Annotated in this window: 26 protein-coding genes and 2 pseudogenes; 12 read left to right on the top strand and 16 right to left on the bottom strand. The window is 67.9% G+C overall.

What is annotated here, in order from left to right; genetic code table 11:
• Positions 1–72: 72 nt before the first annotated feature.
• Both ACWCPF_RS34975 and ACWCPF_RS34970 read left to right on the top strand, forming a co-directional pair.
• On the top strand, positions 73–210 hold the full coding sequence (locus tag ACWCPF_RS34975; protein ID WP_451049129.1) for a hypothetical protein: 138 nt from the start codon (positions 73–75) through the stop codon (positions 208–210).
• 135 nt (positions 211–345) lie between these two features.
• Complete coding sequence (locus tag ACWCPF_RS34970) at positions 346–471, top strand: hypothetical protein (RefSeq protein WP_451049128.1); 126 nt, start codon at positions 346–348, stop codon at positions 469–471.
• An 8-nt stretch (positions 472–479) separates the two neighbouring features.
• Here the strand turns inward: ACWCPF_RS34970 and ACWCPF_RS34965 are convergent, their stop codons facing one another.
• Entirely contained in the window at positions 480–1,046 is a 567-nt protein-coding gene (locus tag ACWCPF_RS34965; RefSeq protein ID WP_451049127.1) for a hypothetical protein, read from the bottom strand.
• Between the two features lie 207 nt (positions 1,047–1,253).
• Here ACWCPF_RS34965 and ACWCPF_RS34960 point away from each other — a divergent pair, with 207 nt between their 5' ends.
• The gene (locus tag ACWCPF_RS34960; RefSeq protein WP_451049126.1) at positions 1,254–1,967 is read left to right on the top strand and encodes a hypothetical protein; all 714 of its coding nucleotides are present in this window, start codon (positions 1,254–1,256) and stop codon (positions 1,965–1,967) included.
• Between the two features lie 26 nt (positions 1,968–1,993).
• Here the strand turns inward: ACWCPF_RS34960 and ACWCPF_RS34955 are convergent, their stop codons facing one another.
• Complete coding sequence (locus ACWCPF_RS34955; RefSeq protein ID WP_451049125.1) at positions 1,994–2,134, bottom strand: hypothetical protein; 141 nt, start codon at positions 2,132–2,134, stop codon at positions 1,994–1,996.
• A 239-nt stretch (positions 2,135–2,373) separates the two neighbouring features.
• Positions 2,374–2,583, bottom strand: a complete 210-nt coding sequence (locus ACWCPF_RS34950; protein ID WP_451049124.1) for a hypothetical protein — start codon at positions 2,581–2,583, stop codon at positions 2,374–2,376.
• A gap of 218 nt (positions 2,584–2,801) precedes the next feature.
• Between ACWCPF_RS34950 and ACWCPF_RS34945 the strand changes: the two genes are divergently transcribed.
• The gene (locus ACWCPF_RS34945) at positions 2,802–3,611 is read left to right on the top strand and encodes a hypothetical protein (protein ID WP_451049123.1); all 810 of its coding nucleotides are present in this window, start codon (positions 2,802–2,804) and stop codon (positions 3,609–3,611) included.
• 241 nt (positions 3,612–3,852) lie between these two features.
• Here ACWCPF_RS34945 and ACWCPF_RS34940 read toward each other — a convergent pair whose 3' ends face one another.
• From ACWCPF_RS34940 to ACWCPF_RS34930, 3 genes are read right to left on the bottom strand one after another with little or no spacing between them, the layout of a single operon-like run.
• A complete protein-coding gene (locus tag ACWCPF_RS34940) occupies positions 3,853–4,587 on the bottom strand; it encodes a maleylpyruvate isomerase family mycothiol-dependent enzyme (RefSeq protein WP_451049122.1) in 735 nt (244 codons plus the stop codon).
• Positions 4,584–5,414: a fumarylacetoacetate hydrolase family protein gene (locus ACWCPF_RS34935; RefSeq protein ID WP_451049121.1), complete on the bottom strand. Its 831-nt coding sequence runs from the start codon at positions 5,412–5,414 to the stop codon at positions 4,584–4,586. The genes ACWCPF_RS34940 and ACWCPF_RS34935 overlap by 4 nt, the downstream gene beginning before the upstream one ends.
• Positions 5,411–6,526 (bottom strand): cupin domain-containing protein, encoded by a 1,116-nt coding sequence (locus ACWCPF_RS34930; RefSeq protein WP_451049120.1) that lies wholly within the window; start codon positions 6,524–6,526, stop codon positions 5,411–5,413. The genes ACWCPF_RS34935 and ACWCPF_RS34930 overlap by 4 nt, the downstream gene beginning before the upstream one ends.
• A 210-nt stretch (positions 6,527–6,736) precedes the next feature.
• On the opposite strand from ACWCPF_RS34930, the gene ACWCPF_RS34925 reads away from it, so the two are divergent.
• A complete protein-coding gene (locus ACWCPF_RS34925) occupies positions 6,737–7,468 on the top strand; it encodes an IclR family transcriptional regulator (protein ID WP_451049119.1) in 732 nt (243 codons plus the stop codon).
• A 206-nt stretch (positions 7,469–7,674) separates the two neighbouring features.
• On the opposite strand, the gene ACWCPF_RS34920 is transcribed toward ACWCPF_RS34925, so the two are convergent.
• Together ACWCPF_RS34920 and ACWCPF_RS34915 are read right to left on the bottom strand one after the other, a co-directional pair.
• Positions 7,675–8,298 carry a histidine phosphatase family protein gene (locus ACWCPF_RS34920; protein ID WP_451049118.1) on the bottom strand — a complete coding sequence of 208 codons (624 nt, stop codon included), beginning with the start codon at positions 8,296–8,298 and terminating at the stop codon, positions 7,675–7,677.
• Positions 8,299–8,912: 614 nt separating this feature from the next.
• Positions 8,913–9,677, bottom strand: coding sequence for an alpha/beta fold hydrolase (locus ACWCPF_RS34915; protein WP_451049131.1), 765 nt, complete (start codon positions 9,675–9,677; stop codon positions 8,913–8,915).
• A 217-nt stretch (positions 9,678–9,894) separates the two neighbouring features.
• On the opposite strand from ACWCPF_RS34915, the pseudogene ACWCPF_RS34910 reads away from it, so the two are divergent.
• Positions 9,895–11,014: pseudogene (locus tag ACWCPF_RS34910) on the top strand (IS630 family transposase).
• A gap of 18 nt (positions 11,015–11,032) precedes the next feature.
• Here the strand turns inward: ACWCPF_RS34910 and ACWCPF_RS34905 are convergent.
• The gene (locus tag ACWCPF_RS34905) at positions 11,033–11,431 is read right to left on the bottom strand and encodes a hypothetical protein (protein ID WP_451049117.1); all 399 of its coding nucleotides are present in this window, start codon (positions 11,429–11,431) and stop codon (positions 11,033–11,035) included.
• Between the two features lie 203 nt (positions 11,432–11,634).
• Between ACWCPF_RS34905 and ACWCPF_RS34900 the strand changes: the two genes are divergently transcribed.
• Both ACWCPF_RS34900 and ACWCPF_RS34895 read left to right on the top strand, forming a co-directional pair.
• Positions 11,635–12,009 carry a hypothetical protein gene (locus tag ACWCPF_RS34900; protein WP_451049116.1) on the top strand — a complete coding sequence of 125 codons (375 nt, stop codon included), beginning with the start codon at positions 11,635–11,637 and terminating at the stop codon, positions 12,007–12,009.
• Between the two features lie 719 nt (positions 12,010–12,728).
• A complete protein-coding gene (locus ACWCPF_RS34895) occupies positions 12,729–13,214 on the top strand; it encodes a hypothetical protein (protein ID WP_451049115.1) in 486 nt (161 codons plus the stop codon).
• 217 nt (positions 13,215–13,431) lie between these two features.
• On the opposite strand, the pseudogene ACWCPF_RS34890 reads toward ACWCPF_RS34895, so the two are convergent.
• Together ACWCPF_RS34890 and ACWCPF_RS34885 are read right to left on the bottom strand one after the other, a co-directional pair.
• A pseudogene (locus ACWCPF_RS34890) lies at positions 13,432–13,804 on the bottom strand (transposase); the annotation flags it as partial.
• Between the two features lie 73 nt (positions 13,805–13,877).
• A complete protein-coding gene (locus ACWCPF_RS34885; RefSeq protein WP_451049114.1) occupies positions 13,878–14,300 on the bottom strand; it encodes a hypothetical protein in 423 nt (140 codons plus the stop codon).
• A 261-nt stretch (positions 14,301–14,561) separates the two neighbouring features.
• Here ACWCPF_RS34885 and ACWCPF_RS34880 point away from each other — a divergent pair, with 261 nt between their 5' ends.
• Together ACWCPF_RS34880 and ACWCPF_RS34875 are read left to right on the top strand one after the other, a co-directional pair.
• Positions 14,562–15,605 (top strand): tyrosine-type recombinase/integrase, encoded by a 1,044-nt coding sequence (locus ACWCPF_RS34880; RefSeq protein ID WP_451049113.1) that lies wholly within the window; start codon positions 14,562–14,564, stop codon positions 15,603–15,605.
• Entirely contained in the window at positions 15,602–17,776 is a 2,175-nt protein-coding gene (locus tag ACWCPF_RS34875; protein ID WP_451049112.1) for a tyrosine-type recombinase/integrase, read from the top strand. The genes ACWCPF_RS34880 and ACWCPF_RS34875 overlap by 4 nt, the downstream gene beginning before the upstream one ends.
• Positions 17,777–17,852: 76 nt before the next feature.
• Here the strand turns inward: ACWCPF_RS34875 and ACWCPF_RS34870 are convergent, their stop codons facing one another.
• The 3 genes from ACWCPF_RS34870 to ACWCPF_RS34860 form a co-directional block, all read right to left on the bottom strand.
• Positions 17,853–18,338, bottom strand: a complete 486-nt coding sequence (locus ACWCPF_RS34870) for an NUDIX hydrolase (RefSeq protein ID WP_451049111.1) — start codon at positions 18,336–18,338, stop codon at positions 17,853–17,855.
• Between the two features lie 107 nt (positions 18,339–18,445).
• Positions 18,446–18,793, bottom strand: coding sequence for a DUF6262 family protein (locus tag ACWCPF_RS34865; protein ID WP_451049110.1), 348 nt, complete (start codon positions 18,791–18,793; stop codon positions 18,446–18,448).
• 257 nt (positions 18,794–19,050) lie between these two features.
• A complete protein-coding gene (locus ACWCPF_RS34860; RefSeq protein WP_451049109.1) occupies positions 19,051–19,527 on the bottom strand; it encodes a hypothetical protein in 477 nt (158 codons plus the stop codon).
• A 214-nt stretch (positions 19,528–19,741) separates the two neighbouring features.
• On the opposite strand from ACWCPF_RS34860, the gene ACWCPF_RS34855 reads away from it, so the two are divergent.
• Positions 19,742–20,638 (top strand): aminoglycoside phosphotransferase family protein, encoded by an 897-nt coding sequence (locus ACWCPF_RS34855; RefSeq protein WP_451049108.1) that lies wholly within the window; start codon positions 19,742–19,744, stop codon positions 20,636–20,638.
• Positions 20,639–20,649: 11 nt separating this feature from the next.
• On the opposite strand, the gene ACWCPF_RS34850 is transcribed toward ACWCPF_RS34855, so the two are convergent.
• Entirely contained in the window at positions 20,650–20,883 is a 234-nt protein-coding gene (locus ACWCPF_RS34850) for a hypothetical protein (protein WP_451049107.1), read from the bottom strand.
• A 239-nt stretch (positions 20,884–21,122) separates the two neighbouring features.
• Here ACWCPF_RS34850 and ACWCPF_RS34845 point away from each other — a divergent pair, with 239 nt between their 5' ends.
• Positions 21,123–21,707, top strand: a complete 585-nt coding sequence (locus tag ACWCPF_RS34845; RefSeq protein WP_451049106.1) for a hypothetical protein — start codon at positions 21,123–21,125, stop codon at positions 21,705–21,707.
• Positions 21,708–21,869: 162 nt separating this feature from the next.
• On the opposite strand, the gene ACWCPF_RS34840 is transcribed toward ACWCPF_RS34845, so the two are convergent.
• Entirely contained in the window at positions 21,870–22,214 is a 345-nt protein-coding gene (locus ACWCPF_RS34840) for a hypothetical protein (protein WP_451049105.1), read from the bottom strand.
• Positions 22,215–22,351: the final 137 nt, after the last annotated feature.

The raw sequence follows: 22,351 nt of genomic DNA, 5'->3' as shown, positions 1-22,351 counted from the left end.
CCGTTCCCACTCGGCATCCGTCAGATCACCCCGCCCCATGCCACAGGAACGACTCGGGCAAGAAGCAGTCACATGATCGGCCGGACAAGTCCTAGCCGCCGCCCGCAGCCGCTGTGGCGCGAAGCCTGCCGCCGCGTCGTCCTCGGCCTCGCCAGCTCCACGGGAGCCGTCCTCCTCGCCATCCTCGAATGGTGGCTGCGCACCCGCTGACCCGCCGTGTCTCCGCACCAGTGTGTCAGTGCGGAGACACCTGGCCGTCTTCTACGGCCGCCTGCCGGCGTTCTGCGCCGGCGAACTCTCGTTGCCGAACTGCGCCTGCAAGAAACGCTGGCGGGTGATTCGCCGATGGCACGTCGAAGCGACTTCCAGGCCGTCACGAACCGCGTCGACACCGCGGAGAGCGGCAAATTCACCACGCGGGTCGACGAGGTCAAGTACCTCGACAGCTGCCTGCCGGCGGGCACGGGCTAGAGCCGGTGTCAGGACATATACGCGAGGAGCCCGATCTCCGGTGCCAGCGCGCCAGGTTGGGCCAGCGACCGGAAGTCGGCTTCGACCGCCGCCAGGTCGAGGGCGCCGGCGCGTACAGCGCGGTACCGGACGATCGACCAGACGAAGACGTCGAGGTTGTCGTACTGCGTGTCGGCTTCGATGACCTGCTCTTCGTGAAACCAGACCGCGATCCGACCGCTGGTGAGGACGACGTAGTAGTTGCCGCCGCCGTCGGCGCCGAGCGACCACACATCGTCGCTGGAGAGTTTCGTCGCATAGTCGGAATCAAGGATGTCGCAGTCGTTGGCCTCGAAGTCAAAGCCGTAGGACCAGTCATCTATGTCCGTGAAGTCCGCCATGGTTCCCGATCGGACCCTTCGGTCGAAAGCGGCCAACGCGGTCGCGGCGTGCTGCGGGAGCTTCGCGAGGAACGGTTCGACCGGGCGTACGGACGCCGAGATCTCAGCCCGCGGCTCGTCGGGGAACCAGCGCGCCAGATCGGCGTCCAGATCACGATCCACGTACCCGGCCAGTTGATCAACAGTGAGTGACATGCGGTGAGACTAGCCGGGGGGAGAAGGCGACCGAAGACTCCCGCCTCACCAGTTCGGTACGCCGCTACTTGGTTTCGCCTGCGACACGCAATCGGCTATCTAGAGGGCCTGGTGAGGGTGTCGGGGCGGGGCGGTGTGTCAGTGGGGGCTGGTTGGATGCGGGCATGCGCTGTTGACCGGCCCGTCGTTCGAAGCAAGGAGAATCCGATGTCCGAGCATGAGATCGAGGACCTGGTCGCGGACTCGGTCATCGTCCTGGACCGCCACGCCCAGTCGCACGACTCGCGCGTCCGCGACTGGTTCGCGGCCCTGTACGACTTCCAGAGCGGCTACGACTGCTCGTTCACTCACTTCCGCGTGATGGACGTCCTTCTGCGTCGCGGCTACACATACCGGTTTCCGGTCGAGCGTCACCCCGACCACGCCGAAAGGTCCGCGTACTTCGACGCGCTGACAGAGTTCACCGGGCTGCGCACGTTCGACGAGGACTCCCCCGATTTCGACGGCTACGAGTCCTGGCTCGAGGACGGCTATGTCGACCCCCCGTTCCTCTACTGCGACGCGGGCACCGAGCTGTGGCGGCGCATGGCCGCCGCCGGTGAGCTCCACGGTCCCGACGCCGCCCCACCCCTCCGGACCCCGCTGATCGAAGTGGTCCGCGAGGTCGCCGTCGCCGCGGAGAAGGAACAGGACCACGAACTCATCGGCATGTGGTACGCATTGGGCTGCGACACTCTCCTCCGCGGCCCTGCCGGCTGCCCCTTCGACGTCACCGAGCTCGCCGAAATGCCTGCCGTGCAGGAGCTGCGCGCCGTGGTCCGCCGCACCGATGCCCTGCCCCTCGCGCAACGGTCGCCCTACGCCGTCCCCGTGGAGTTCGCCGATCAGCACGATCTCGAAGCCTGGTGGTGGCGGCTGTAGGCCACGGGCCGCGGGCCGCGGGCCGCTCAGTTCACCCCGCCGATCACGGCCCGTCCCTCAGCGGTGGCGGCCGCGAAGAACGGGCCCAGGTCCTCGAGCCCGTGGTCCTCGCTCTCCTCGACCCAGTCGGCCGCCGTGGCGCCGATGGCCCAGCCCTCGGCGACCAACCCCTCGGCGATCTGACGGACTTCGTCCTGGGCGAGGACGAAAGCGGGCCCGTAGCCGAACTCGTACTCCTCGACGACATCGCAGCCGCGCCCGGTCGCTCCGGCCAGCGCCGGGTAGACCTCCGTCCAGTCTTCCGCGCCTTCCTCACCTCCGCACGGCCTTCGGCGACGACGGTTCGATCTTCGCGAGGGTCGGCCTCATGGACATGGGTCTCTCGTTTCCTTTCGGCGTGACCGAATCAATTGAACCGGCGGTGCCACCGGCCGCCGGCGAGCTCGAATTCCTCGTCGAAGACGATGCCCGACTGTAGGTCGACCATGTCGGGACCCTCGGGGCCGTCGGGGTCGGCGATCCGGGTCCAGCTGTCGCCGTCGACCTCCTGGACGACGACGATGTCCCCGACGAAACCGTTCAGACAATCGGCAGTGGCATCGCTCGTATCGCACATCGGAGTCGCTTCCTTGGTCGCCCAGAACTGCTCGCGCCTGGGGGGTGGACCGGTGAGCGGGGACAGGTGAAAGGGGGAGGTGACCGGCAACGGGTCTCGGGAGTGCGCGGAGGCATCCGGCGTACGGTGAGTCAGGCCCCGTGAAAGCACCGGCGCATCGGGGGAACCACATAATCGCGGTACGTACTGCCGGCCGGTCGTGAGGGTGGGGAACCGACATGAGTGTGCGCCTCTATCTGAACAGTGCCCGGCAGCCCCGTACGCCGGACGGGTCGGCGGGTGAACGGGGCGATTTCTTCGACGGGTCGATGGAACTGGAGGCCAAGAACTGGCCGCCGCTGCTGTGGTGGGCGATGTTCGGCCCCAAAGACCTCGTGGAGGCGAGGATCGCCGACACCGAGGACGCCGGCACCGATGAGCACGCGGAGTTGCTGAGCCAGTGGGGCGAGGCCACCTACCCGTACCTGGTGGTCGACCGGCCGACGGCGCTGTCGCGACTGCGCGCCCGGCGGCAGGGACTGACCAGTCGGCTCGGCGCGCGGTTCTCGCCTCTCTACGATGAGTTCGCCGCGCTCATCGACACCCAGTTCGGGCCCTACGTGCTACTGCGGACCGAGGCGCTGGCCGATGGCGGTGAAGGCTGCGTCCGCCTACGGTTCGAGGAGACCCTCGCCGACTTTGAGCGCCTCGACGTCGGTCACGCCACAGCGGTCGACGGGCCGGTGGACAGGTTGATCACGGATTTTCAGCGGTGGCAGCACACGGATCCGGTCTGGCTACTGTCAGGTGTTGGCGACGGATGGCCGAGCGTCGCGCTGCGGGAGCGCTTCGCGGCCACAGGCGTCAGGCGGTCGTCCGGCCGGAGCGGCGGGCGGTCCGCCGCGGTGGGCCGGGTGTGGGGTGTCCTCGTCGTGGTCTGCGGCTTCGGTGCGTACTGGCTCACCGGGAGTGTCCGGCCGATCGTCGTCGTCGCGGTCGGCGTGGTCCTGGCCCTGGTGGTGGCGGGGTTCCTCCGGCAGCGGAAATAGGCCGCCCGCAACCGCGCTCTCGTCGAGAGCCACGCGGCCGAAGTGTTCATTCTCCTCACTTCCCTGAGCCAGACCGTCCGGACGACCGGCGACAGCCACTCCGGCCTGTGGTACCGCTGCCTGCGGCTCTCCTTGGACGGCCTCAGCAGCCGCACCACCGAACCACTGCCCGAGCCCGCGCGCCCACCCGGCGCTACGCCCCTTCGAGCACTCCCGGTCGGTCCCCGAGTGGCCAGTCGGCCTACAGCCAGCGAGGCAGCTCCGGCAGGGGCACGGCCTTGAACGCTCGGAGCCGCGGCGCCGCCTTTCCCCTGGTGAGCCACTGTGCGAGGTCTGCGGCAGGGCCTTCCACTCGGTCGCCTTCACCTTCGCCCTCACCTGTGAGTAACGGCCGATCCGTGGCCAGGACTTCGAGGTCGATCGACTGCGCGGTGCGGCGGCGCTCCAGCGCGTCCTCGATCAGGGCGTCGGTGAAGGAGTCCGGGAAGTCTGCGAAGTCACCGCCCGAGGGGAGGTCGCAGGCGTGGATCCACACTTCGCGGCTGCGCAGCCAGGGGATCGTGCTCGCCGGTACCGTACGGCCCTGCGCGGTGACGACGGGTGCCTGCCATCGGTCGTCGGCGATCCGGTCGAGCGCGTCGGTGAGCCGGTCCTGCTCCTGAACGACGAAGTCACGCAGCCGTGCTGTGGGCCACGCGGCGCCGGTCTCGATCTCCTCGGCGCGGGCGGAGGGGCTGGGGTACATGGGGGTCGGCTGGCCGGTCGCCGCCCAGTGCGCCAGGCGCGCGAGCGCACGTGCGTTGTGGCCGACGTGGGACAGCAGATGCCGTCCGGTCCAGTCCGGCAGCCGGCTGGGCCCCTCGAGTTCCAGGTCGGGGACCGTCTTGAGGCAGGACAGGAAGTACTGGTGTCCCTCGGTCATCCACCGCAGGTACTTCGAGGTCGTGCCACCCGTCATGACGTCGTCATCTGTCATGACGTCGCCATCCGCCTTACGGGGGTGACCAGTTCGCCGATGCCTTCGACGCGGGTCACGACGGTCTCGCCGTCCTTGAGGTAGCGCGCGGGCTTGCGCGCGTGGCCCACTCCCCCGGTGGTGCCGGTGGCGATCAGGTCGCCGGGGTTGAGGGTGATCATGGTCGACACGTAGCTGACCAGGTCGGCCGCGTCGAACAGCAGGTCGGAGATCGTGGACTTCTGAACGATCTCGTCGTCGATCGTGCAGCTGATCTCGGCGTCGGCCGGCAGCTCGTCCGGGGTCACCAGGCATGGGCCGAGGGGCGTGGTGGCCTCCCAGGTCTTGCCCTGGAGCCACTCGCGGGTACGGAACTGCCAGTCGCGCAGGCTGACGTCGTTGAGGATGGTGTATCCGGCGATCGCCGCCTCGGCGGTGGCCCGGTCGGCGCGCCGGACGCTGCGGCCGACGACCACGACGAGTTCGGCTTCCCAGTCCACCGAGTCCGACTCGGGCGGCAGCGTCAGCGGGTCGTTGGGGCCGATCAGCGCTTCGGGGTACTTGGCGAACAGGGTGGGGTAATCCGGCAGGTCGCGGCCCATCTCCGTGATGTGGGTGCGGTAGTTCAGCCCCACACAGACGATCTTTCCGGGGTGCGGCACGACCGGGGCGAGCCGGGACGGTTCAAGCTGGAAGACCGGGCCGTCCGCCGCCGCGGCCACCTCCCGCCAGTCTTCCTGTGCGAGCAGTCGGCCGACGTCCCCTGGGCCGATGTCGACGTACCCGCCGTCTTCGACGCGGACCGCGCGGAGTCCGTCGTCCTCGGTGCGTACGGTCGCAAGCTTCATGCCTGGTTGCCTTCCTGGTGGGAGCGGTGGAGTCCGAGTCGTTCGAAGATCGGTGCGTCGGAGAAGCGGAACAGGTCCATGCCGGCCTCGGTCGCGAAGGAGAGCGGCTGCCAGGAGGGAACGACGAAGAGGTCTCCTCGTTCGACGGTCCAGCTCGATGCGCCGACGGTCACCTGGCCGGAGCCGTCGAAGACCTGGAAGACCGAGGATCCGACCTCCTGGCCGACGGCCGTCTCGGTGTCCGGGGCGAGCCGGTGGAACTCGGTGCGCAGCGTCGGCATGACGTCGCCGCCCGTGGTCGGGTTGGTGTACCGGACGGCGGCGTGGCCCGGCTCCACCGTCACGGCGTGGCCCTCGGCTTCGAGCGCCAGCTGTTCGGACAGCGCGTGGTCGGTGTACTCCCAGCGGTAGGCCAGCAGCGGGGTCGCCGGGGTCGGCTGGAGATGGGTCAGCGGGCGTAGGCCCGGATGGGCCCACAGCCGCTCCGAGCGCGAGCGTTGCGGCGCGTCACGGGTCTCCACCTCGTCCGGCCCGAACTCGAAGAACGTCGCGTCCGTGTAGTGCTGGAAGGGGATGTCGAGTCCGTCGAGCCACGCCATCGGGCGGTCGCTGCGGTTGTGGTGCCCGTGCCAGTTCCAGCCGGCCTGCGGCAGGAAGTCACCGCGCCGCATGGCCACCGGGTCGCCGCCGACGACCGTCCACACGCCTTCGCCCTCGACCACGAAGCGGAAGGCGTTCTGGGTGTGCCGGTGGACCGGGGCGTCCTCGTTGGGGTTGAGGTACTGGATCGCCGCCCAGAGCGTCGGGGTGGCGAAGGGCCGGCCGCCCAGTCCGGGGTTGGCCAGGGCGATGGCCCGGCGTTCGCCGCCGCGGCCCACCGGGACCAGTTCCCCCGCCCGCGCCGCCGTGGGCAGCAGTTCCTTCCAGCGCCACAGATGCGGCAGCGCGCTGGAGGTCGGTTGAGCCGGCATCAGGGAACCTATCTCGGTCCACAGCGGGATGAGCCGTTGCTCCTCGAAGCTGCGGTAGAGGGCCTCCAGTTCCGGGGTGCGCTCGGGCTGGTCGGCGGCGTCGGTGACCTGGATGCGCACCGGCGGGGTGACCTGGGTCATGCGTGTTCTCCCGAATCCTGCTCGCGTCCTGCCTCGCGTCCTGCTGACGTCCTGCCGACGTCCTGCTCGCGTCCTGCCGACGTCCTGCTGGCGCGAATTCCTGATCGCGGCCTCGCCGTCGGGTGCGAGTACCGGCAGGCAGGGACATGCGGCCGAGCCGGCACAGCCAAGCCTGGTGGAATTCTTCTCTCCGGGATAAGTTTTTCTGCTGTGAAGAATGAGCCGCCCTACCCGATCGCATCGGTTGACCACGCGCTCCACCTGGCACTCGTGCTCCAGCAGGAGGGACCCCTGCGGGTCAGCGATGCCGCCGAGCGGCTGGGAGTCTCGCCGTCGACCGCACACCGGCTGCTCGCGATGCTGGTCTACCGGGGGTTCGCCGAGCAGGGACCGGACCGGCGCTACGAGGCCGGCGACGTTCTACGTCCGGCCGCCGCTACCAAGGCGCCGGTGGCGCTCCTGCGGCAGACTGCCCTTCCCCACATGCAGGAGCTCGTGCAGCGGACGCAGGAGTCGGTCAACCTCATGGTTCTGGCGGGCACCGACACCCGCTTCATCGCCACCGCAGAATGCGCACAGGTGCTGCGCGTCGGCAGCAGGGCAGGTCGCACGCTTCCCGCTCATCTCACTTCAGGTGGCAGGGCCCTCCTCGCAGCCCTGCCACGGGGCGAGGTCACCGCCCTCTACGAGGGACACGACATCGACCTGCCAAGGCTGCGACGGGATCTCGCGCTCGTACGCAAGCGCGGCTTCGCGATCAACGACCAACGCACCGAAACGGGACTCAGCGCGCTAGCCGTCCCCATTCGGGATGGACAGGACGCGCCGATGGCCTCCATCGCGCTCGCGATGCCCAGCGCGCGGTTCCACCGGGATCGGGTCGCGGAGTGGGTGAGCGCTCTGTCGGCCACGGCGGGCGCCATCACACGGGCCCTTTCCTGAGAGCCTTTTCAGCTCATCGCCCTCTGCGGTGGCTCACCCCCGTGGCCACGGCACCCAGGCAGTGGCGTGCCCGCAAGTGTCAATCCCCTGGTCTCATGAAGACTCACGAAGACCTTCCACTGCCGCCGACTCCCTGTGAAGCCAGCCCAGTAGTCACGTCGGCCACCGACGAAATTTGCAGCCGGAGGAAGCGGTCCGGGCCTGCCTCAGACGTGGAGCTCCTGCGGGAAGCCGGTCCAACGGAGCTCGGCAGGGAGGTGGCCGGTGTCGTTGAAGACGAGGACCGACGGCGGGCTACCGGGCGCGTAGGGAATGACAGTCAGCGCCGCGTTGGCGTGGTTGATGCCCAGCCAACGCCACTTCGGGGCGTCGAGGGCAGCTCGGACGAGCCAGCCGACAAGAAAGTTGTGGGTGATGACGAGTTCGTGACACGGCTCGTCGCCGACGACGGGTCCGGTGAACTCCGCGAGCGCCACCGCCGCAAGCCCGGGCCCCTGCTCGCGCTCCCCGGCCGGAAACCGGCCCAGGAACCCGAGCATGGCGTCGGCTGTCTCCGGCGGCAGCTCCTCGCGCGGCGGCAGGTACGGAATGTAGTCGCCGACAGCATCGGAGCGCCGCAGGGGAACACCGTCGAGCCGTTCGCCGACCAGCCGGGCGGTCTCTTCGGCACGGGCGAGCGGTCCGTGATGGATCGCCGTCAGCGGAACCCCACGGAGCCGCTCCCCGAGCAGCCCGGCCTGGCGGCGGCCCGCGTCCGTCAGCCGGCTCTCGTCCGACGAGGCCTCGCCGTGCCGGGTGAGATAGAGGTAGCGGGCGGCCGTTCCGGTCATGGGCAGGTCCTCCATCGGAGTCGATCTTGCCGGCCTCTGGAGGGACGCCGACCGATGCAGGCCGGTTCCACGAAGGGCTGGAGACTCAGAGAAACACTGACCTGGGGGTGTCGGCCACGAGAAAGTGGCGGAATGACGCAGACACGCGAGGCCGACGGAACAGGCGGCCCGGTCAGCCCGACTTGCCCCTACTGCGGTCCTCAGCCGGACGAACTGTTGTGCCCGGGCTGCAGGGTCGTCGCCGTACTCAGCCCGGATGGCTCCGGGTATCAGTGCCCCGAATGCGCTCGTCGCATCAAGGTCGAAAGACTTTGCAACAGCTGCGGGATGGCTCTGGATCCGTACGGCAATGTCACGACGATCAACGGCCGAGTGGAAGATGTCCTGCAGGTCTATGCGATGGTGACCGCTGCGGCAGTTCACCCTGGCCAACTCCCACCATCCGAACCACACCGTTCAGACCCGGGACCTGCACGCCTCCCTGCGCAACGCCGGCCACCCCCATGCCCTGGTCGCCCAACGCAAGGAGCCCGTATCCGCAGCGAGAAGAGCATCCGCTGCGGTGGACGCCGCCTCGCGCAGGCGACCTGCCCGGGAGATCCGACAAATCACGCTCAGCCAGCGGGAACCGTCTCGCGCAGGAAGCCGGTCAGGAGGTCCGTGACCGCGGCAGGCCGCTCCAGACTGGGGAGATGACCGGCCCAGGACAGTTCAAGGTGCCGGGCGTCGGCCAGCAGACCCGGCAGTCGGGCCGCGATCTGCCGAAAATCCGCCAGGTCGTGGCCGCCCGATAGAGCCAGACAGGGCGCCTTGATCATTGACAGGTCGATCTCTGCCTCGTTCCGCCCGGCCCCCTCGGGGGCGGCCAGTTGCACCTCGAAGGCATGCCGCTGCATCCTTCGCACCTCCTCCCGGACCGCCTCCTTGGCGTCCGGCCCCAGCCAGGTGTCCACGTTCAGTTCCACGGCCCCCGCGATATCGCCCGCCTCGAGCAGCGCGTCCTCACGCTCGCCGAACGCGCCCAGTTCATCGGTGGGTTCATGCCCTGGCAGCCCGGCGCACATCAGCGCCATGGCGGATACCCGGTCCGGACGGCGTGCGGCGATCTCCAGCGCAACACGTCCGCCGTACGAGGAGGCGATCAGCGCCGCTTGCTCGATTCCGAGGGCGTCCAGCAGGTCCAGTACATCCTCTGCGTCATTGTGCCGCCCGGCCGACAACGGAGTCCGGCCGAAGCCCCGGAAGTCGCAGCGCACCACCCGGTATCCGGCATCGGCGAAGGCCGACCACTGCGGATCCCACATCCTTCGGTCGCATATCGCGGAGTGCAGCAGTACCAGCGCGGGACCGTCTCCGGTTTCATCGTGAGCAAGAGTCATGCGGCAGAGCCTAGGCAGCGAGTAATCGAAGCACCCACGAATTCCACCGCCACCCGCCCCGCTCACGGGGCGGGCCCCTGGACCCGGCGAACCTTCGCGGTCAGCGCACTGGCTCCCTGCCGGGGGCGGGCTAGTGCTGTGACCGCGTTGGTTCGCCGGGTTGGTGGTCGTGGCGGTTGGATGTGCGATGACATCCGATGCGACTGCTGGAGGCGTGGTGGCCGAGCCTGTCCGTGTGCGCAGACTGACCGATCAGGAGGGGCAGCGGCTGCAGCAGATCGTGCGCCGGGGCAGCACGAGTTCGGTGCGCTACCGGCGGGCGATGATGCTGCTGGCTTCGGCCGGCGGGAACCGGGTACCGGTGATCGCCCAACTGGTGCAGGCCGATGAGGACACCGTGCGCGATGTGATCCACCGGTTCAACGAGATCGGCCTGGCCTGCCTGGACCCTCGGTGGGCGGGAGGCCGTCCCCGCCTGCTCAGTCGTTACGACGAGGACTCCGTCATCCAGACGGCCACCACCCGACCGGTCAAGCTCGGCCAACCCTTCACCCGCTGGTCACTGCGCAAGCTCGCCGCCTACCTGCGGAAAGTCCACGGCCGCGTGATCCGTACCGGCCGCGAGGCATTACGCTGCCTGCTCGCCCGCCGCGGGGTGGCCTTCCAGCGCACCAAGACCTGGAAGGAATCGCCCGACCCCGAGCGCGATGCCAAGCTCGACCGCATCGAGCACGTCCTGGAACGCTTCCCGGACCGAGTCTTCGCCTTCGACGAGTTCGGACCGCTGGGAATCCGGCCCACCGGCGGCAACTGCTGGGCCGAGCAGAGCAAGCCCGACCGAGTGCCGGCCACCTACCACCGCACCCACGGGGTGCGGTATTTCCACGGCTGTTACTCGGTGGGCGACGACACCTTGTGGCTGTCAACCGCCGCAGGAAGGTGCCGCGAACACTCTGGCCGCGCTGAAATCAATCCGCGCCGCCCGACCCGACGGCGCACCGATCTACGTCATCATGGACAACTTGTCCGCCCACAAGGGCACCGGCATCCGGCGCTGGGCGAAGAAGCATAAGGTCGCGCTGTGCTTCACCCCGACCTACGCCTCGTGGGCGAACCCGATAGAGGCGCACTTCGGACCGCTGAGGCAGTTCACCATCACCAACTCCCATCACCCCAATCACATCGTGCAGACCCGGGCCCTGCACGCCTACCTCCGGTGGCGCAACGACAACGCCCGCCACCGCGACGTCCTGGCTGCCGGGCGCAAGGAACGTGCCCGCATCCGCAGCGAGAAAGGCATCCGCTGGAGCGGACGCCCATTCACCACCGCGGCCTGACCAAATCGCTCCGCGCGGTCAGACCACCAGGGCCGCCTGCAGCGCATCGAACATCTCACGAAGTTCCCACGTGGCGATCGGATCGATCTCCATCTGCAAATGACACACGCTGTCGTCGCCGTTTGGGGTCAGGCGCACGAAGAAGGCGAAACCGTCCCCGACGGGCTCCGCGTTCAACGTCAGCGGATTGTTGCGGCCGGGAGTCACCGCCGCCGAAAAGCGTCCACCCGACGGAGCGCGCAGGTGAGAGAGCATCCGCTCTGCGAAGTCCACAGCCTCCGCAGCGCTGAGATCCGCGGCGAAGTCAGCTGTCAGCCAGGAGCACCAGTCTGCGGTGACCTGCCAGCTGTCCCCACCGGTCCGAGTCAGTTCCAGCCACACATGATCGCTGCCGAGGCGTATCCGCGGCTGTTCCATCGTCGCCCTCCGACATCCGTGCCTGGACTCAAGATCCTATGGGGCGGATCTCCACCATCGGAAGTCGTCGCACGTCATCCACCCTCCCAGCAACCCGGCGAACCTTCATGGTCAGTGCACTAGAGCGACGTCCATCGCCGCCGCAGCGCTCGTCATGAACGCTTTTAGAATCGGACGCCAGGAACACCCCCCATGGCCTCGCAGTGCCGTCCCAGGACGTTGAGGTCACGCTCCGCCTCAATCTCGATGAGCACCCCGGCGGCTTCGACGCATCCGGGGGCATCGCCCGTCGGCACCGCCAAGAGACCGTGGTAGAGGGCGAAGACGTCCTCGGCACGTCCCGTGTCCCTGAGATTGGTGTCGTGCAGCGGCCGAGCCACGGATGCCCCGGCTTCCTCGACCTACCCGATGAAAAGACGGGCCGCCCGCTCGCTGTGGTGCACCACCTCGGCGAACCGGTCGTCGCGGCGCTACTGGGCGGTGAGGCAGAGGTAGACGTGGACCCAGCCTTCCTCGATGTTGTCCCCACCGCCACGGCGAGTTCGAGAGTGTGTCAGGGGTGCTCGGCGCTTACATAGTCGCCCGTTTTGCCATGTGCTGAGGCGAGGCAGTTGTGCTGGTGAGCCTGTTCGCCCACGTCGGCGACGGCGGTGGCGGACGCCACTCCGGCCACAGGGGCGTGCGGTCGAAGAACCAGTACAGAACATGCGTGAGGTGGACGAGGTTCTCGCGAGCGCAGCAGCCGGTCGGCCACGTCCTGGGAAGCGCCGCCCGTCGGAGAAGCCCTCTGCCACGCCGGCCCTATACCGATCTCGGCCGGACCTCGACCAGACGAACCACAGCCGGCAATCGCCTGCCGGCTCGGCCGGGAGGTCGGACGGACAGCCAATAGTCGGTGGGTGCCTCGGGGCTGGCGGGCCATTCGATCAGCAGCCGGCATGCGGGCAGGATCCCGTCCCACCATCCTGGTTCGGACGCACGCGGACGGCGGCGAAGTGGGAGCGCAACTCCCCCTCGCACGCCCTTGCGCCAGGTCAGGAGAGTGAATGCCGCCGGTCCGAGACTGGCGGCCAGGGCAGCCACCGACGGCGCGGCATGCCCATAGCGGGGCCGGGGCCAGCTGCCGACGGCCCCGTTGCGGGCCGGTGTCCTAATTAGTGCCTGTTCCTCAACCCGCTGACTGGATTTTGAAGGGGTTTGGTCGGACACGACCGACACGGCCCGTCCGCACGGCTGTACGTTTCACCTTCGGCGTGTGTTGATCGCGTCGAACCACGTCCAGTGAAGGGTGATTCAGATGAACGGCCCTGCCGGCCCCCTTGCCTCAAGCAGCGCCGGTGGCGCCGCGCCGATCTTCCGGCTGGGGGTGGTGCAGATCGCTGCGCCCGTGCTGGGCGGCGGTCTGGGGGGCACCGTGCTGGCGTACGTGCTCGTGGCGGCCACTGGTGGGCGCATGACGGCGGGGGAGCTGTGGACGTGGGTCTCGAACGCCATGCTCGCGAGCGTGGTCGTTCCAGCCCTGGTTCCTCAGTACCGTGTCGAGCTCAGCGACAGCCTCCTCGTCCTCCGCGGAGACGGGCAGCGCAATATCGCGTGGCGGGACATCATCGGCATCGAGATCCGGAAGACCGCTGGGGTCCGGACGCTGGTTGTGCACGTATCGGATGGACGTCGGATACCGCTGCGCGCGCCCATGTCCTTTCTGGACCGCCGCTTCGACGACAAGGCCCAGGTCCTCATGGGCTGGTGGACTGCTCACCGGGGTGGCGCCGACCGCGTGTAGCGGCCGAATGGGGCCGGAATACCCCTGCGCCCCGATCGAAGCGATCCAGCGTGACCGGGCCGCCGCGAGACTGACGGGTGTCGACGGTGGGTGGGAGAGTGTGCTCAGGACCGCGTTTTCGGGCCGGTGCGGGCCAAGGTGATGCGCCTGACCTTGAGAACGATCAGTCCCGGTCGGCTTCGCGGGATGTCAGCTGGCCGCTTCTGCGGGAACTTCGGCGGGTGATTCGCCTGGTCATGAGCATGATAGCAGCCCAGGTGATCAGCGACTCGGAGTGCTGAATGAGCCGTTCGTAGTCCCGCGCATGCCGACGGGCGTGCATGATCCAGGCCAGGGACCGCTCGACCACCCAGCGACGGGGAAGGATGACGAACCCGACGGCGTCCTTCGGCCGGCTGACGGGCTTGAGGGTCGGTACGAGGTTTGGTCTTTGCCCAGGTCACGAGCTTTCCGGCATATCCGGAGTCTGCCCAGACGATGGTGATCTCGGGGTGCATCAGCCGCAGCCGGAACAGTACTTCCTTGGCCGCCTCGCGGTCGGTCATGTCGGCGGGGGTGACCATGACGAAGAGTGGCAGCCCTTTGGTGTCCTCGCCGCCGCGAAACGAGAGGCTGTTCCAGGGACGGAGATTGCCTCATTCGGTATCTCGTCCGTCGTGTCGGTCAGCTGGGTGACGTCTCGACGGTCACTGCTACTGAGCGTTGCCGAAGTTGGGCTGCTATGAGCTCCATCTCGACGAGAGTGCCCACCAACCCGGTCGTTCTCAGCTCCTCCGCCATCGCTCGTGCTTGTGCCAGAGACAGTTCGTGCACTTCTCGCAGAACGCGGAGGACGGTCACTCGGCTCGCTTCGGGTTCTACCAGCCGGAGCCGGGCGGGCCCGTGTTCCTTCAAGAGGGCCTGGCGGATCTCCTCAGGAGTCGCGCCGCCGCTGTCCTGCTCGCACCAGGCGGCGGGGCAGGTCTGGCAGGTCCCCTCCGTTCCCCACCACAGCCTTCCTCGGTCGATGAACTGGCCGGTGTCGCATGTCAGCATGCCGCCGCAGGCTTCGCATGGTGTCGTGATCTTCACGCCCTGGGTGATCACCGTGCTCCTCGTCATCGGACCTGCCCGGATGCTGCCGTAGCGGCTCACCGTCGTCGAAACACATTTTCTCGCCGGCGTCTCGGCAGCGGAAGCAGGCACTGTCACGGCCGCAAGTCATCGGGCTCTCAGCACGGTCCGATCGCTCTGGGCACTGGTGGCCCGGTCGTGACATGCACGCTTCGGACGTCGGCAGTACGGCGTTCTCCAAGTGCGAGTGCCAGGGCTTCCTTATGTGGAATCGGACGGGTCTAGCCTGCAGACATGGCCCCCATCCCGTGGGGCAAGTTCCCCACTGTCGCACAGCATCAACTGGCCAGCCGGTGGCTGCAGTTCATGGCGAACATCGGTCGAGCCCCCAACACGATCGACGCGTACGGGCGGGCGGTCGAGGACCACCTGCGGTTCTGTGCAGAGAACGGCACGGACCCGTTGCTGGCCCGCGCGGACACCGTCGCCGCCTGGATCAGGAACATGCTGGACCGGCCATCGTGTCGGCCGTCGAAGGCTCCGCCTCGGACTGAGACGGGTTTGGCGAACGCAACCATCCAACAGCGCCTGGTCGCGGTCCGGTCGTTCTACGAGTACCTGGTGGAGGACGGCCTGCGCGAGCAGAACCCGGTGCGCCGAGGGCAGGCAGGCCGCGGTGGCCGCAGACCCCGCCAGGGCCTCGTACGGCATATCGAGCAAGCTCCCTGGATCCCCAACGAGGATGTCTGGCAGCGGATCCTGGCCGCCTGCGCCGCGGAATCGCTGCGCAACCGGCTGATGGTCACGCTCGCCTACGACGGTGCTCTGCGCCGCGAAGAGCTCGTCCAACTCGACATCGAGGACTTCGAGCCCGCGCACCGTCTGATCCACCTGCGGGCAGAGACCACCAAGTCCCAGAGGGCCCGGGAGGTGGCGTTCGGCAGCACCTCGTCGCAGCTGTTCGTGGCCTATCTCCGCGAACGCCGCACGCTGTTCGGCCGCATCGACGGGCCGCTGTTCCGGTCGGTGTCGAACCGCAACTACGGTGCCCCGCTGGGCCCGTCCAGTCGGTCGAAGACCGTCGAAGGCATCGCCCGGAGCGCCGGGGCCACCCGGCTGTCCACGCACACCTTCCGACATCTGCGGCTGACCGACCTGGCCCGCGCCGACTGGACCATCGACCAGATCGCCCAGTACGCCGGCCACCGCGATCTGGCGACCACCATGCGCTACATCCACCTGTCCGGCCGTGAACTGGCCGCCCGTTTCCACCGCGCGAACACCACCATCCACGCCGACCGCGAGCGACTGCTCGCCTCACTGCTGGAGGAGCCATGAACCCAGCCGACACCGGCCAAGCCCCCACCGGCACGATGGCACGTGAGGCCCTATTCGAGCTGATGCGCCCGGTCGACGAGGCCGTACGCAAATGGCCCCGAAAGACCGGCCGCGCCGCACGCAACCGGGTCCTCGACTCAGTACACGTCCGCGGCACCTACCAGTTGTGGGACGAGGCCACCTGGGCGGAGGTGTCCCGCACGGCCGGCCCGGCCCGTCCGCACATCGCAGCCCTCGGACACCTCCTCGGCGGGCAACACCGCCTGCACCACACTGCCGGGGTCAAGCAGTTGCACAGGTTCGCGGACCTGGTCTTCGGCGCCGGTGCCACCAAGCCCGCACTGCGTGAGGTCGAACAGACGCTGAGTTCCTGGCAGACCTCCCCCCACCTGCTGGAATGGCAGGTCGGCAACGCGGTCCTCGACGCCCTCCTCAGTGCCGGAAGCCCCCACCTGGAAGACCTCACCGACACCCTGGTGCGCCAACTGGTGACCGAATACGACAAGGTCGCCGGCCTGCACAGCCGACGCCGCGGTCTGATCAAGCTCTCCCGGGTACTCGCGGGCAAGGGCATCATCCCGGCCCCGCTGCACAGCAACGAGGGCAAGGCCGGTCCCCGTTCCGACATGCTCTCCACCGTCCCGCCGGAATGGGCCGACTGGGCTCTTCGGTGGCGGAAGTTCTCCACGCATGAGCCCGGCACGATCCGCTCGATGTTCTCCGTCATCCTCATCGCCGGACGCTGGGCCGCGGAAAAGCACCCCCATGTCATCGCGCCGGATCAGTGGACCAGGGACATGGCGGCCGAGTACGTCGCCGACACCATGCAGGCCACCGTCGGTCAGTGGGCCGGCCACAACCGCAACCGCAGCCGCTTCGGCCAGCCCATCTCCCCCGGCGGCCGGGCGGCGCGGATCGACAGCATCCGCGGGTTCTTCTGCGACCTCATCGAATGGGAATGGATCAAACCGCGCTTCGATCCGCGCCGTGTGATGAGCATGCCGCTGTCCCTGCGCGCCCAGATGGGACCGAACCCCAGGATCATCGACGATGCGTCATGGGCCAAGCTCATGGCCGCCGGGCTGACCCTGAACGCCGAGGACCTCAAGCCCTACGGCTCCGGCCGGGCCCGCGAAGCCGGCTGGAAGGCCACCTACTACCCCGTCGAGATGGTCCGGGCGATGGTCGGCGTCTGGCTGTTCGGCGGCTGCCGCGTCGACGAGATCCGCCGCCTCGAACTGGACTGCGTCACCTGGGACCAAAGCACCGACGACACCACCGGCGAGCCATTCACCATCTGCCTGCTGCATATCCCACAGAACAAGACCTCCCGGCCGTTCAACAAGCCGGTCGACCCGATAGTCGGCCAGTTCATCGACGCCTGGAAACTCATCCGGCCGCCCCAGCCCGACCTGATCGACCGCAAGACCGGGCAGAAGCGACCACACCTGTTCTGCCACCGCGGCCAGCTCGTCGGCAAGGACTACCTCCACCACAACATCATCCCCATCCTCTGCCAAAAGTCCGGCGTCCCGCAGACCGACTCCCACGGCGCGCTGACCAGTCACCGAGCCCGTGCCACCATCGCCACCCAACTCCTCAACGCCCGCGAACCGTTGACCCTCAACGACCTGCAGCAATGGCTCGGCCACAAACACCCCGCCAGCACCCGCTACTACGCGGCAATCCTGCAGCGCACCCTCACCGCCGCCTACAAAAAGGCCGACTACTTCGCCCGCAACGTCCGCACCATCCAGGTCCTCATCGACCGCGAGTCCATCCTCACCGGAGCCGCCGCGGGCGGCGAACAGCCATGGAAGTACTACGACCTGGGCGGGGGCTACTGCAGCTACGACTTCTTCGCCAAATGCCCCCACCGGATGGCCTGCGCGCGCTGTCCGTTCTACGTCCCCAAGCAGTCCGCGCAGGGCCAGCTCCTGGCCGTCAAGGACGGCATCAACCAGATGCTCGAACGGCTCGACCTGACCGACGACGAACGCGAAGCCCTTGAAGGAGACCGCGAAGCGGTCACTGCCCTGGCCGAGCGTCTTGCCGACACCCCCACGCCAGCTGGCCCCACACCCAGGGAACTCGGCACCACGGGCAGCTTCATTCCTCTGACCCAGCTGATGGACACCGTGTCCCGCCCAGCGCAAGAAGACGCCGAATGACGCCCCCGAAATTCAACAAGCCGCGCCGAACGGCCTCACCGCTGACACCAGCGCAGTCGCCAACGGCCGACCAGACTTACAGACCAAGCTCCAGTGGCTGATCGGGGGCTCCGTCCTTGATCAAACCGGCTAGTGGACCTGCAAGATCACGCGGCCCAAAGAGGTCCGGCCCTTGGTAATCGGCGATCTCTGACAGCTGCCACCAGCGGAAACCCGTGATGTTTTCAGCGGCCAACTCGTCACTCGACAGCGCGCCGTCCGGCTGGAAGGCAGCAGTGCGGATGAGGAAGTAGTCCTCAATCGCGCCGTCATACCCGCTCACATAGCCGGGCCCGACGACCCTCCGATGCCACACGTGCGGCGGTGAACCGTCGATCACGAGCCCAATCTCCTCATGCAGTTCGCGGCGCAGCGCTTCCTGAGGTGACTCTCCAGCCTCGATCCCTCCTCCGGGAGCTGCCCAAACCACCCTCTCCGGAAGCCCGAACCGGCACAGGAGGATGCGGTCCTCCCCATCCAGAACGACCGCACGGACCGCGTGACGCAGGTTCAGTAAAGACATCGGAGCACCCTACGGGCCAGGCCAAGACCGCCGCAATGCCCCTCGATGGGCCGCCTCCAGGCGTCCCCGCCCTCACTCACCGAAAGGTCACGCTCCTGTCTCGATTCTCAATAACTTGTCCGAAGCTGCCGGCTTTCTGCTTCCAGCTGCCGGTTACGCGTGGTGGCGGCCTCCAGCCGCCGAAGCACGGAGAGGTCGGATGCCCGTTGGCCGTCGGGAACTGGCCGGGTCGCGGGGGCACGGTGCCGGGCTCGCAGACGTTCGATCTCGGCCCTGAGGTCCGGCTGGTTGTAGAGCCAGGACCGGGAGACGCCCGCTTCGCGGGCGACGGTCTCGAAGGTGATAGCGGTGCCGGTGGCGTCGATTCGCCGCAGGGCGGTGACCCCACGTCGTCGGGTTGCCGCGGCACGACGGTGGGCCGCGGCGACGATGAGGTGGGCGTTGTCAGCCGACAACGGTGGTCTCCTCGCGCTCGTTCTGGCCGTCCCCCAGCTCACCTATCATGCGGCCGAGGCTGGCCGCGACCTGCTGGTTCATCTCGACGATGCGCGTGTGGCCGCAGCTGTTCGCGTTGTCGATCGGGGTTAGGGTGCGGGTGCGTTGTTCGTGCAGATCGGGCAGGAATTCGGGACCGGTGAGGAAGACCGGGCAGGTCAGACAGGCTTCTCTGAACTAATCAAGTTGGTGGGGTTCTGGACAGGCTGGATCAATCTCAAGAGATGACCTCCACGGAATCCGGCCTGGGGAACGGCATCATTTCCCAACCCAGCGGCCAGCCTTCTCCACGTTGCTCCGACGCCTCGACTTCCAGAAGCCGGGGAACCCGCCAGATCCACCATTCGGCGTCGTCCTCAGCATGCCCGGGCCAAGGAATCGTGGCGCGGCGATACCGCTTGTCGATGCTGTCAAGCTCCAGCCGTCTGATCTCCTGGACGCGTGCTGGGAGCATCGGCCAGATCTTCTCCAGGACGCCGCGGCACCAGATGTCGTTGCTGAGCTCGGGAGCGCACCACGAGTAGCCCTCCTCCACCTCGTCGGTCATGTCCTTCCAACGATCGAACAGCGCATTGAGGGTGACCCGTTGTCCGCCTGCCCAAGTGGGTGCAACCGCGGCAACGACAGCCTGCACTGCGTCGTACTCCTCTGCGCTTGGCGCGAGGCTGTCCATGGGCTCGTCCGCTCGATCCATGCAGCGACTATCGCCTGGTGGTACCGCTGTCTGCCACTGGCTTTCCCCTATGCCGCCCGACGGCGAGGGGTCAGGCCAGTCGGGCCTCCGATCGATCACCCCGTCGCTTGGTCGATGCCGGTGTCCCGATTGGTGATGCTGCCAGAGGGATCACAGCGAGACGTTCCGGAGAGCGAGAGCCGCTCCGCCTGCCGCCTCAGTACTGTGGCTTCGCATGACCGACGCCGACATCGAGATCACCGCAGACCTGGTCCGCGACCTGCTGCAGGAGCAACATCCAGACCTTGCAGGGCTGGCCATCCGGGAGGTGGCGGGCGGCTGGGGCAACCAAATGTGGTGCCTCGGGGACGAGTTGGCTGTGCGCATGCAGCGCATGGACCCCACTCCGGAGCTTCAGCTGAAGGAGCGGCGGTGGCTACCCGTGCTGGCCCCGCGCCTGCCGCTCCCGGTGCCGACCCCGGTGCGGTTCGGCGAACCGTCCGGGCGCTTCCCCAAGCACTGGACCGTGATGACGTGGGTTCCCGGCGAGCCGCTGGACCACGGCTCGATCAGCCGCGGCGCCCACGCGGCCGACACGCTGGCGGGCTTCCTCCGGGCGCTCCATGTGGAGGCGCCCGCCGAGGCGCCGATCTCTACGGACTTCGGTGCCCATCCCAGGAACTGCACGGACGGCTTCGAGAACTTCTTCCAGGCCGTTGGCCCCAACGGCATCGCTGCCGAGGTCCGGGCCGTCTGGGAAGACGCCGTTGCGGCCGATGCGTGGGAGGGCCCGCCGGTGTGGGTGCACGGCGACCTCCATCCCGCGAACGTCGTCGTCTCGGACGGAACGCTCTCGGGCATCGTCGACTTCGGTGCCATGTTCGCCGGCGATCCGGCGTGGGACCTCGCCGCCGCATGGGTGCTGCTGCCCGCGGGCATGGCCTCACGGTTCTTCGACATGTACGCGCATGCAGACGAGGCGGCGATCCGGCGCGCCCGCGGGCTGGCCGCGATGAAGAGCCTGTTCCTGATGCTCATGGGGCAGAACGGAGATCGGGGCCTTCCCGGCGGCAAGCCGCACTGGGGACCTGCAGGCCGGGCGGCACTTGATCGTGTTCTGAAGGGCGTTTGAGGCACGCTTCTTCAAACCTGTTCTCGATCTTGGCTGAGGTCCATGCGGCAGCCCGCCTTCGTGGGTGCATCGATCACTACGCATCGATCACTACGCATGGTGGGGATGCCAAGGTCCACGGCCGTGTGCTGCCCGTGGCCCCGATCGAGCTGGCTGAGCTTCTCGGCGCCAGCCAGGCTGACCTGGAAACCCTCGACCTCGCCGAGCCAGCCTTCCGTCTCGGCTTCGGCGATTCGGGCGACCAAGTTGTCGCGGATCTCGGCAAGCCGTCCCCGTTGGGCCGGGTCAGGTCGGAGGAGCGAGCACCTGACACAGGCTTATCCGAACTAGCCCAGCTGGCCGCCCGGTGGCACGGATCGCCGTCGAGGTGCTGAAAGCAGTGGGCAGAAATCTCGCCTGCTGGGACCAGCCGGGCGTGTCGTGCGGCTGACTCCTGCCTTGTCGCTGATGAACGGACGTCCGGGGACAGGGGACAATCCAGGACATGGATGACGCGTTTGCACTCCTTCGGCGGGCCGTCGACCTGCTGTCTGAGGACGCCGTAGCAGAGAACGGGCAGACGGTTGGGGATGTTCTCGAGGACATCGGGCGCCAGGAGTGGGAGATGGTGCTCGGCGTTCTCATCGAGATCGGGGACGTCCACCCCGTGTCGGTGGACTTCTGGGAACTCCTCGCCGAGGCCGCTCGCCAGATGATGCTCGACCGCAGCCGCAGTTGGTGCGAGTGGCGAGCCTGGGAGGTTCAGCACGGCACTGTCCGGGTGACCTTGAGCCTGGCGGGTGGGGAGGAGGGCCGACGCCGGACTGCCTTTTCCGGAGACGGTCGGCTCCGACCGATGTGGGACATCGGCAACCGCACCGTCGGCGGAGAACGAGAGCTGAGCATCGCGAGGTTGTGGGTGGAGTATGCGGAGAAGCTCGGCCCGGGAGAGGCGGCCGATGCTCGGCTGGCTCCTCTGAGACCAGAGCAGTGGAGGCATCTGAAGTGCGGTGATGTGATCACCATGCACGAAGCTCGAACTATTGCCGGCACGGCCACGGTGATCGAGGTCTTGCCGCCGCGCGCCTGAGCCCATCGCGTCGCCCCAGACTCGCCGCGAGCGACGGACGGTTGTCAGCCGCAGGCAGGGCTCGGGGCAGCCGGCCCGCGCTGGTGCGGAAACGTCTTCCACGTCGCCGTCATCGTGACGTTGATCCGCATCTGGCCCGCGTCATGGACCTCGCGTCCCAACTCAGCCGGCCTCCAGGGCGTCTGCCCGCCTTGTCAGGTCCGCCGCGACGCGATCCCAGTCCGGTCCGTGCAGCCACAAGTTCTCGGCAGCCTCGCGCATCAGCGCTGGCTCACCAGGTCGCTGCAGGAGCACCAACCGGTAGGACAGGTTGCGGACCCAGACCGGCAAACGACCATCGACCACGTGCGGGCAGAGCTCACGGAGCATGGCGAGGATCGAATCGGCGTCAGCAAAAGTCAGTTCCTCGACGAAGTAGTGCTCCCGGTGGTCGAGGTCACACTCAGGCGTCGGTCCGAACTCGTCTCCGTAGAGACACCGGGCGTGCTCCGTCAAGGTGCTGTGCACGTCCTGGAGCCTATGACGCCTTGTTCCGCGAGAACGAGCTTGGGCCTGTCGCGACGATCATCTGGAGGGTGCCCCAGTGGTATTTTGACCCGCAATCGCGGGAGGGGTGAGTAGGCGGGGTGGACAGAGACCGGCGG

Source organism: Streptomyces sp. NPDC001858 (assembly GCF_053594615.1).
Note: the sequence above shows the minus strand (reverse complement) of the source record. Positions and strands in the feature narration are given on the sequence as shown.

Coding starts and splice junctions, on each gene's coding strand:
- ACWCPF_RS34975 (WP_451049129.1), top strand. CDS start 73: ATGATCGGCCGGACAAGTCCTAGCCGCCGCCCGCAGCCGCTGTGGCGC.
- ACWCPF_RS34970 (WP_451049128.1), top strand. CDS start 346: ATGGCACGTCGAAGCGACTTCCAGGCCGTCACGAACCGCGTCGACACC.
- ACWCPF_RS34965 (WP_451049127.1), bottom strand. CDS start 1,046: ATGTCACTCACTGTTGATCAACTGGCCGGGTACGTGGATCGTGATCTG.
- ACWCPF_RS34960 (WP_451049126.1), top strand. CDS start 1,254: ATGTCCGAGCATGAGATCGAGGACCTGGTCGCGGACTCGGTCATCGTC.
- ACWCPF_RS34950 (WP_451049124.1), bottom strand. CDS start 2,583: ATGTGCGATACGAGCGATGCCACTGCCGATTGTCTGAACGGTTTCGTC.
- ACWCPF_RS34945 (WP_451049123.1), top strand. CDS start 2,802: ATGAGTGTGCGCCTCTATCTGAACAGTGCCCGGCAGCCCCGTACGCCG.
- ACWCPF_RS34940 (WP_451049122.1), bottom strand. CDS start 4,587: ATGACAGATGACGACGTCATGACGGGTGGCACGACCTCGAAGTACCTG.
- ACWCPF_RS34935 (WP_451049121.1), bottom strand. CDS start 5,414: ATGAAGCTTGCGACCGTACGCACCGAGGACGACGGACTCCGCGCGGTC.
- ACWCPF_RS34930 (WP_451049120.1), bottom strand. CDS start 6,526: ATGACCCAGGTCACCCCGCCGGTGCGCATCCAGGTCACCGACGCCGCC.
- ACWCPF_RS34920 (WP_451049118.1), bottom strand. CDS start 8,298: ATGACCGGAACGGCCGCCCGCTACCTCTATCTCACCCGGCACGGCGAG.
- ACWCPF_RS34915 (WP_451049131.1), bottom strand. CDS start 9,677: ATGACTCTTGCTCACGATGAAACCGGAGACGGTCCCGCGCTGGTACTG.
- ACWCPF_RS34905 (WP_451049117.1), bottom strand. CDS start 11,431: ATGGAACAGCCGCGGATACGCCTCGGCAGCGATCATGTGTGGCTGGAA.
- ACWCPF_RS34895 (WP_451049115.1), top strand. CDS start 12,729: ATGAACGGCCCTGCCGGCCCCCTTGCCTCAAGCAGCGCCGGTGGCGCC.
- ACWCPF_RS34880 (WP_451049113.1), top strand. CDS start 14,562: ATGGCCCCCATCCCGTGGGGCAAGTTCCCCACTGTCGCACAGCATCAA.
- ACWCPF_RS34875 (WP_451049112.1), top strand. CDS start 15,602: ATGAACCCAGCCGACACCGGCCAAGCCCCCACCGGCACGATGGCACGT.
- ACWCPF_RS34870 (WP_451049111.1), bottom strand. CDS start 18,338: ATGTCTTTACTGAACCTGCGTCACGCGGTCCGTGCGGTCGTTCTGGAT.
- ACWCPF_RS34860 (WP_451049109.1), bottom strand. CDS start 19,527: ATGGATCGAGCGGACGAGCCCATGGACAGCCTCGCGCCAAGCGCAGAG.
- ACWCPF_RS34855 (WP_451049108.1), top strand. CDS start 19,742: ATGACCGACGCCGACATCGAGATCACCGCAGACCTGGTCCGCGACCTG.
- ACWCPF_RS34845 (WP_451049106.1), top strand. CDS start 21,123: ATGGATGACGCGTTTGCACTCCTTCGGCGGGCCGTCGACCTGCTGTCT.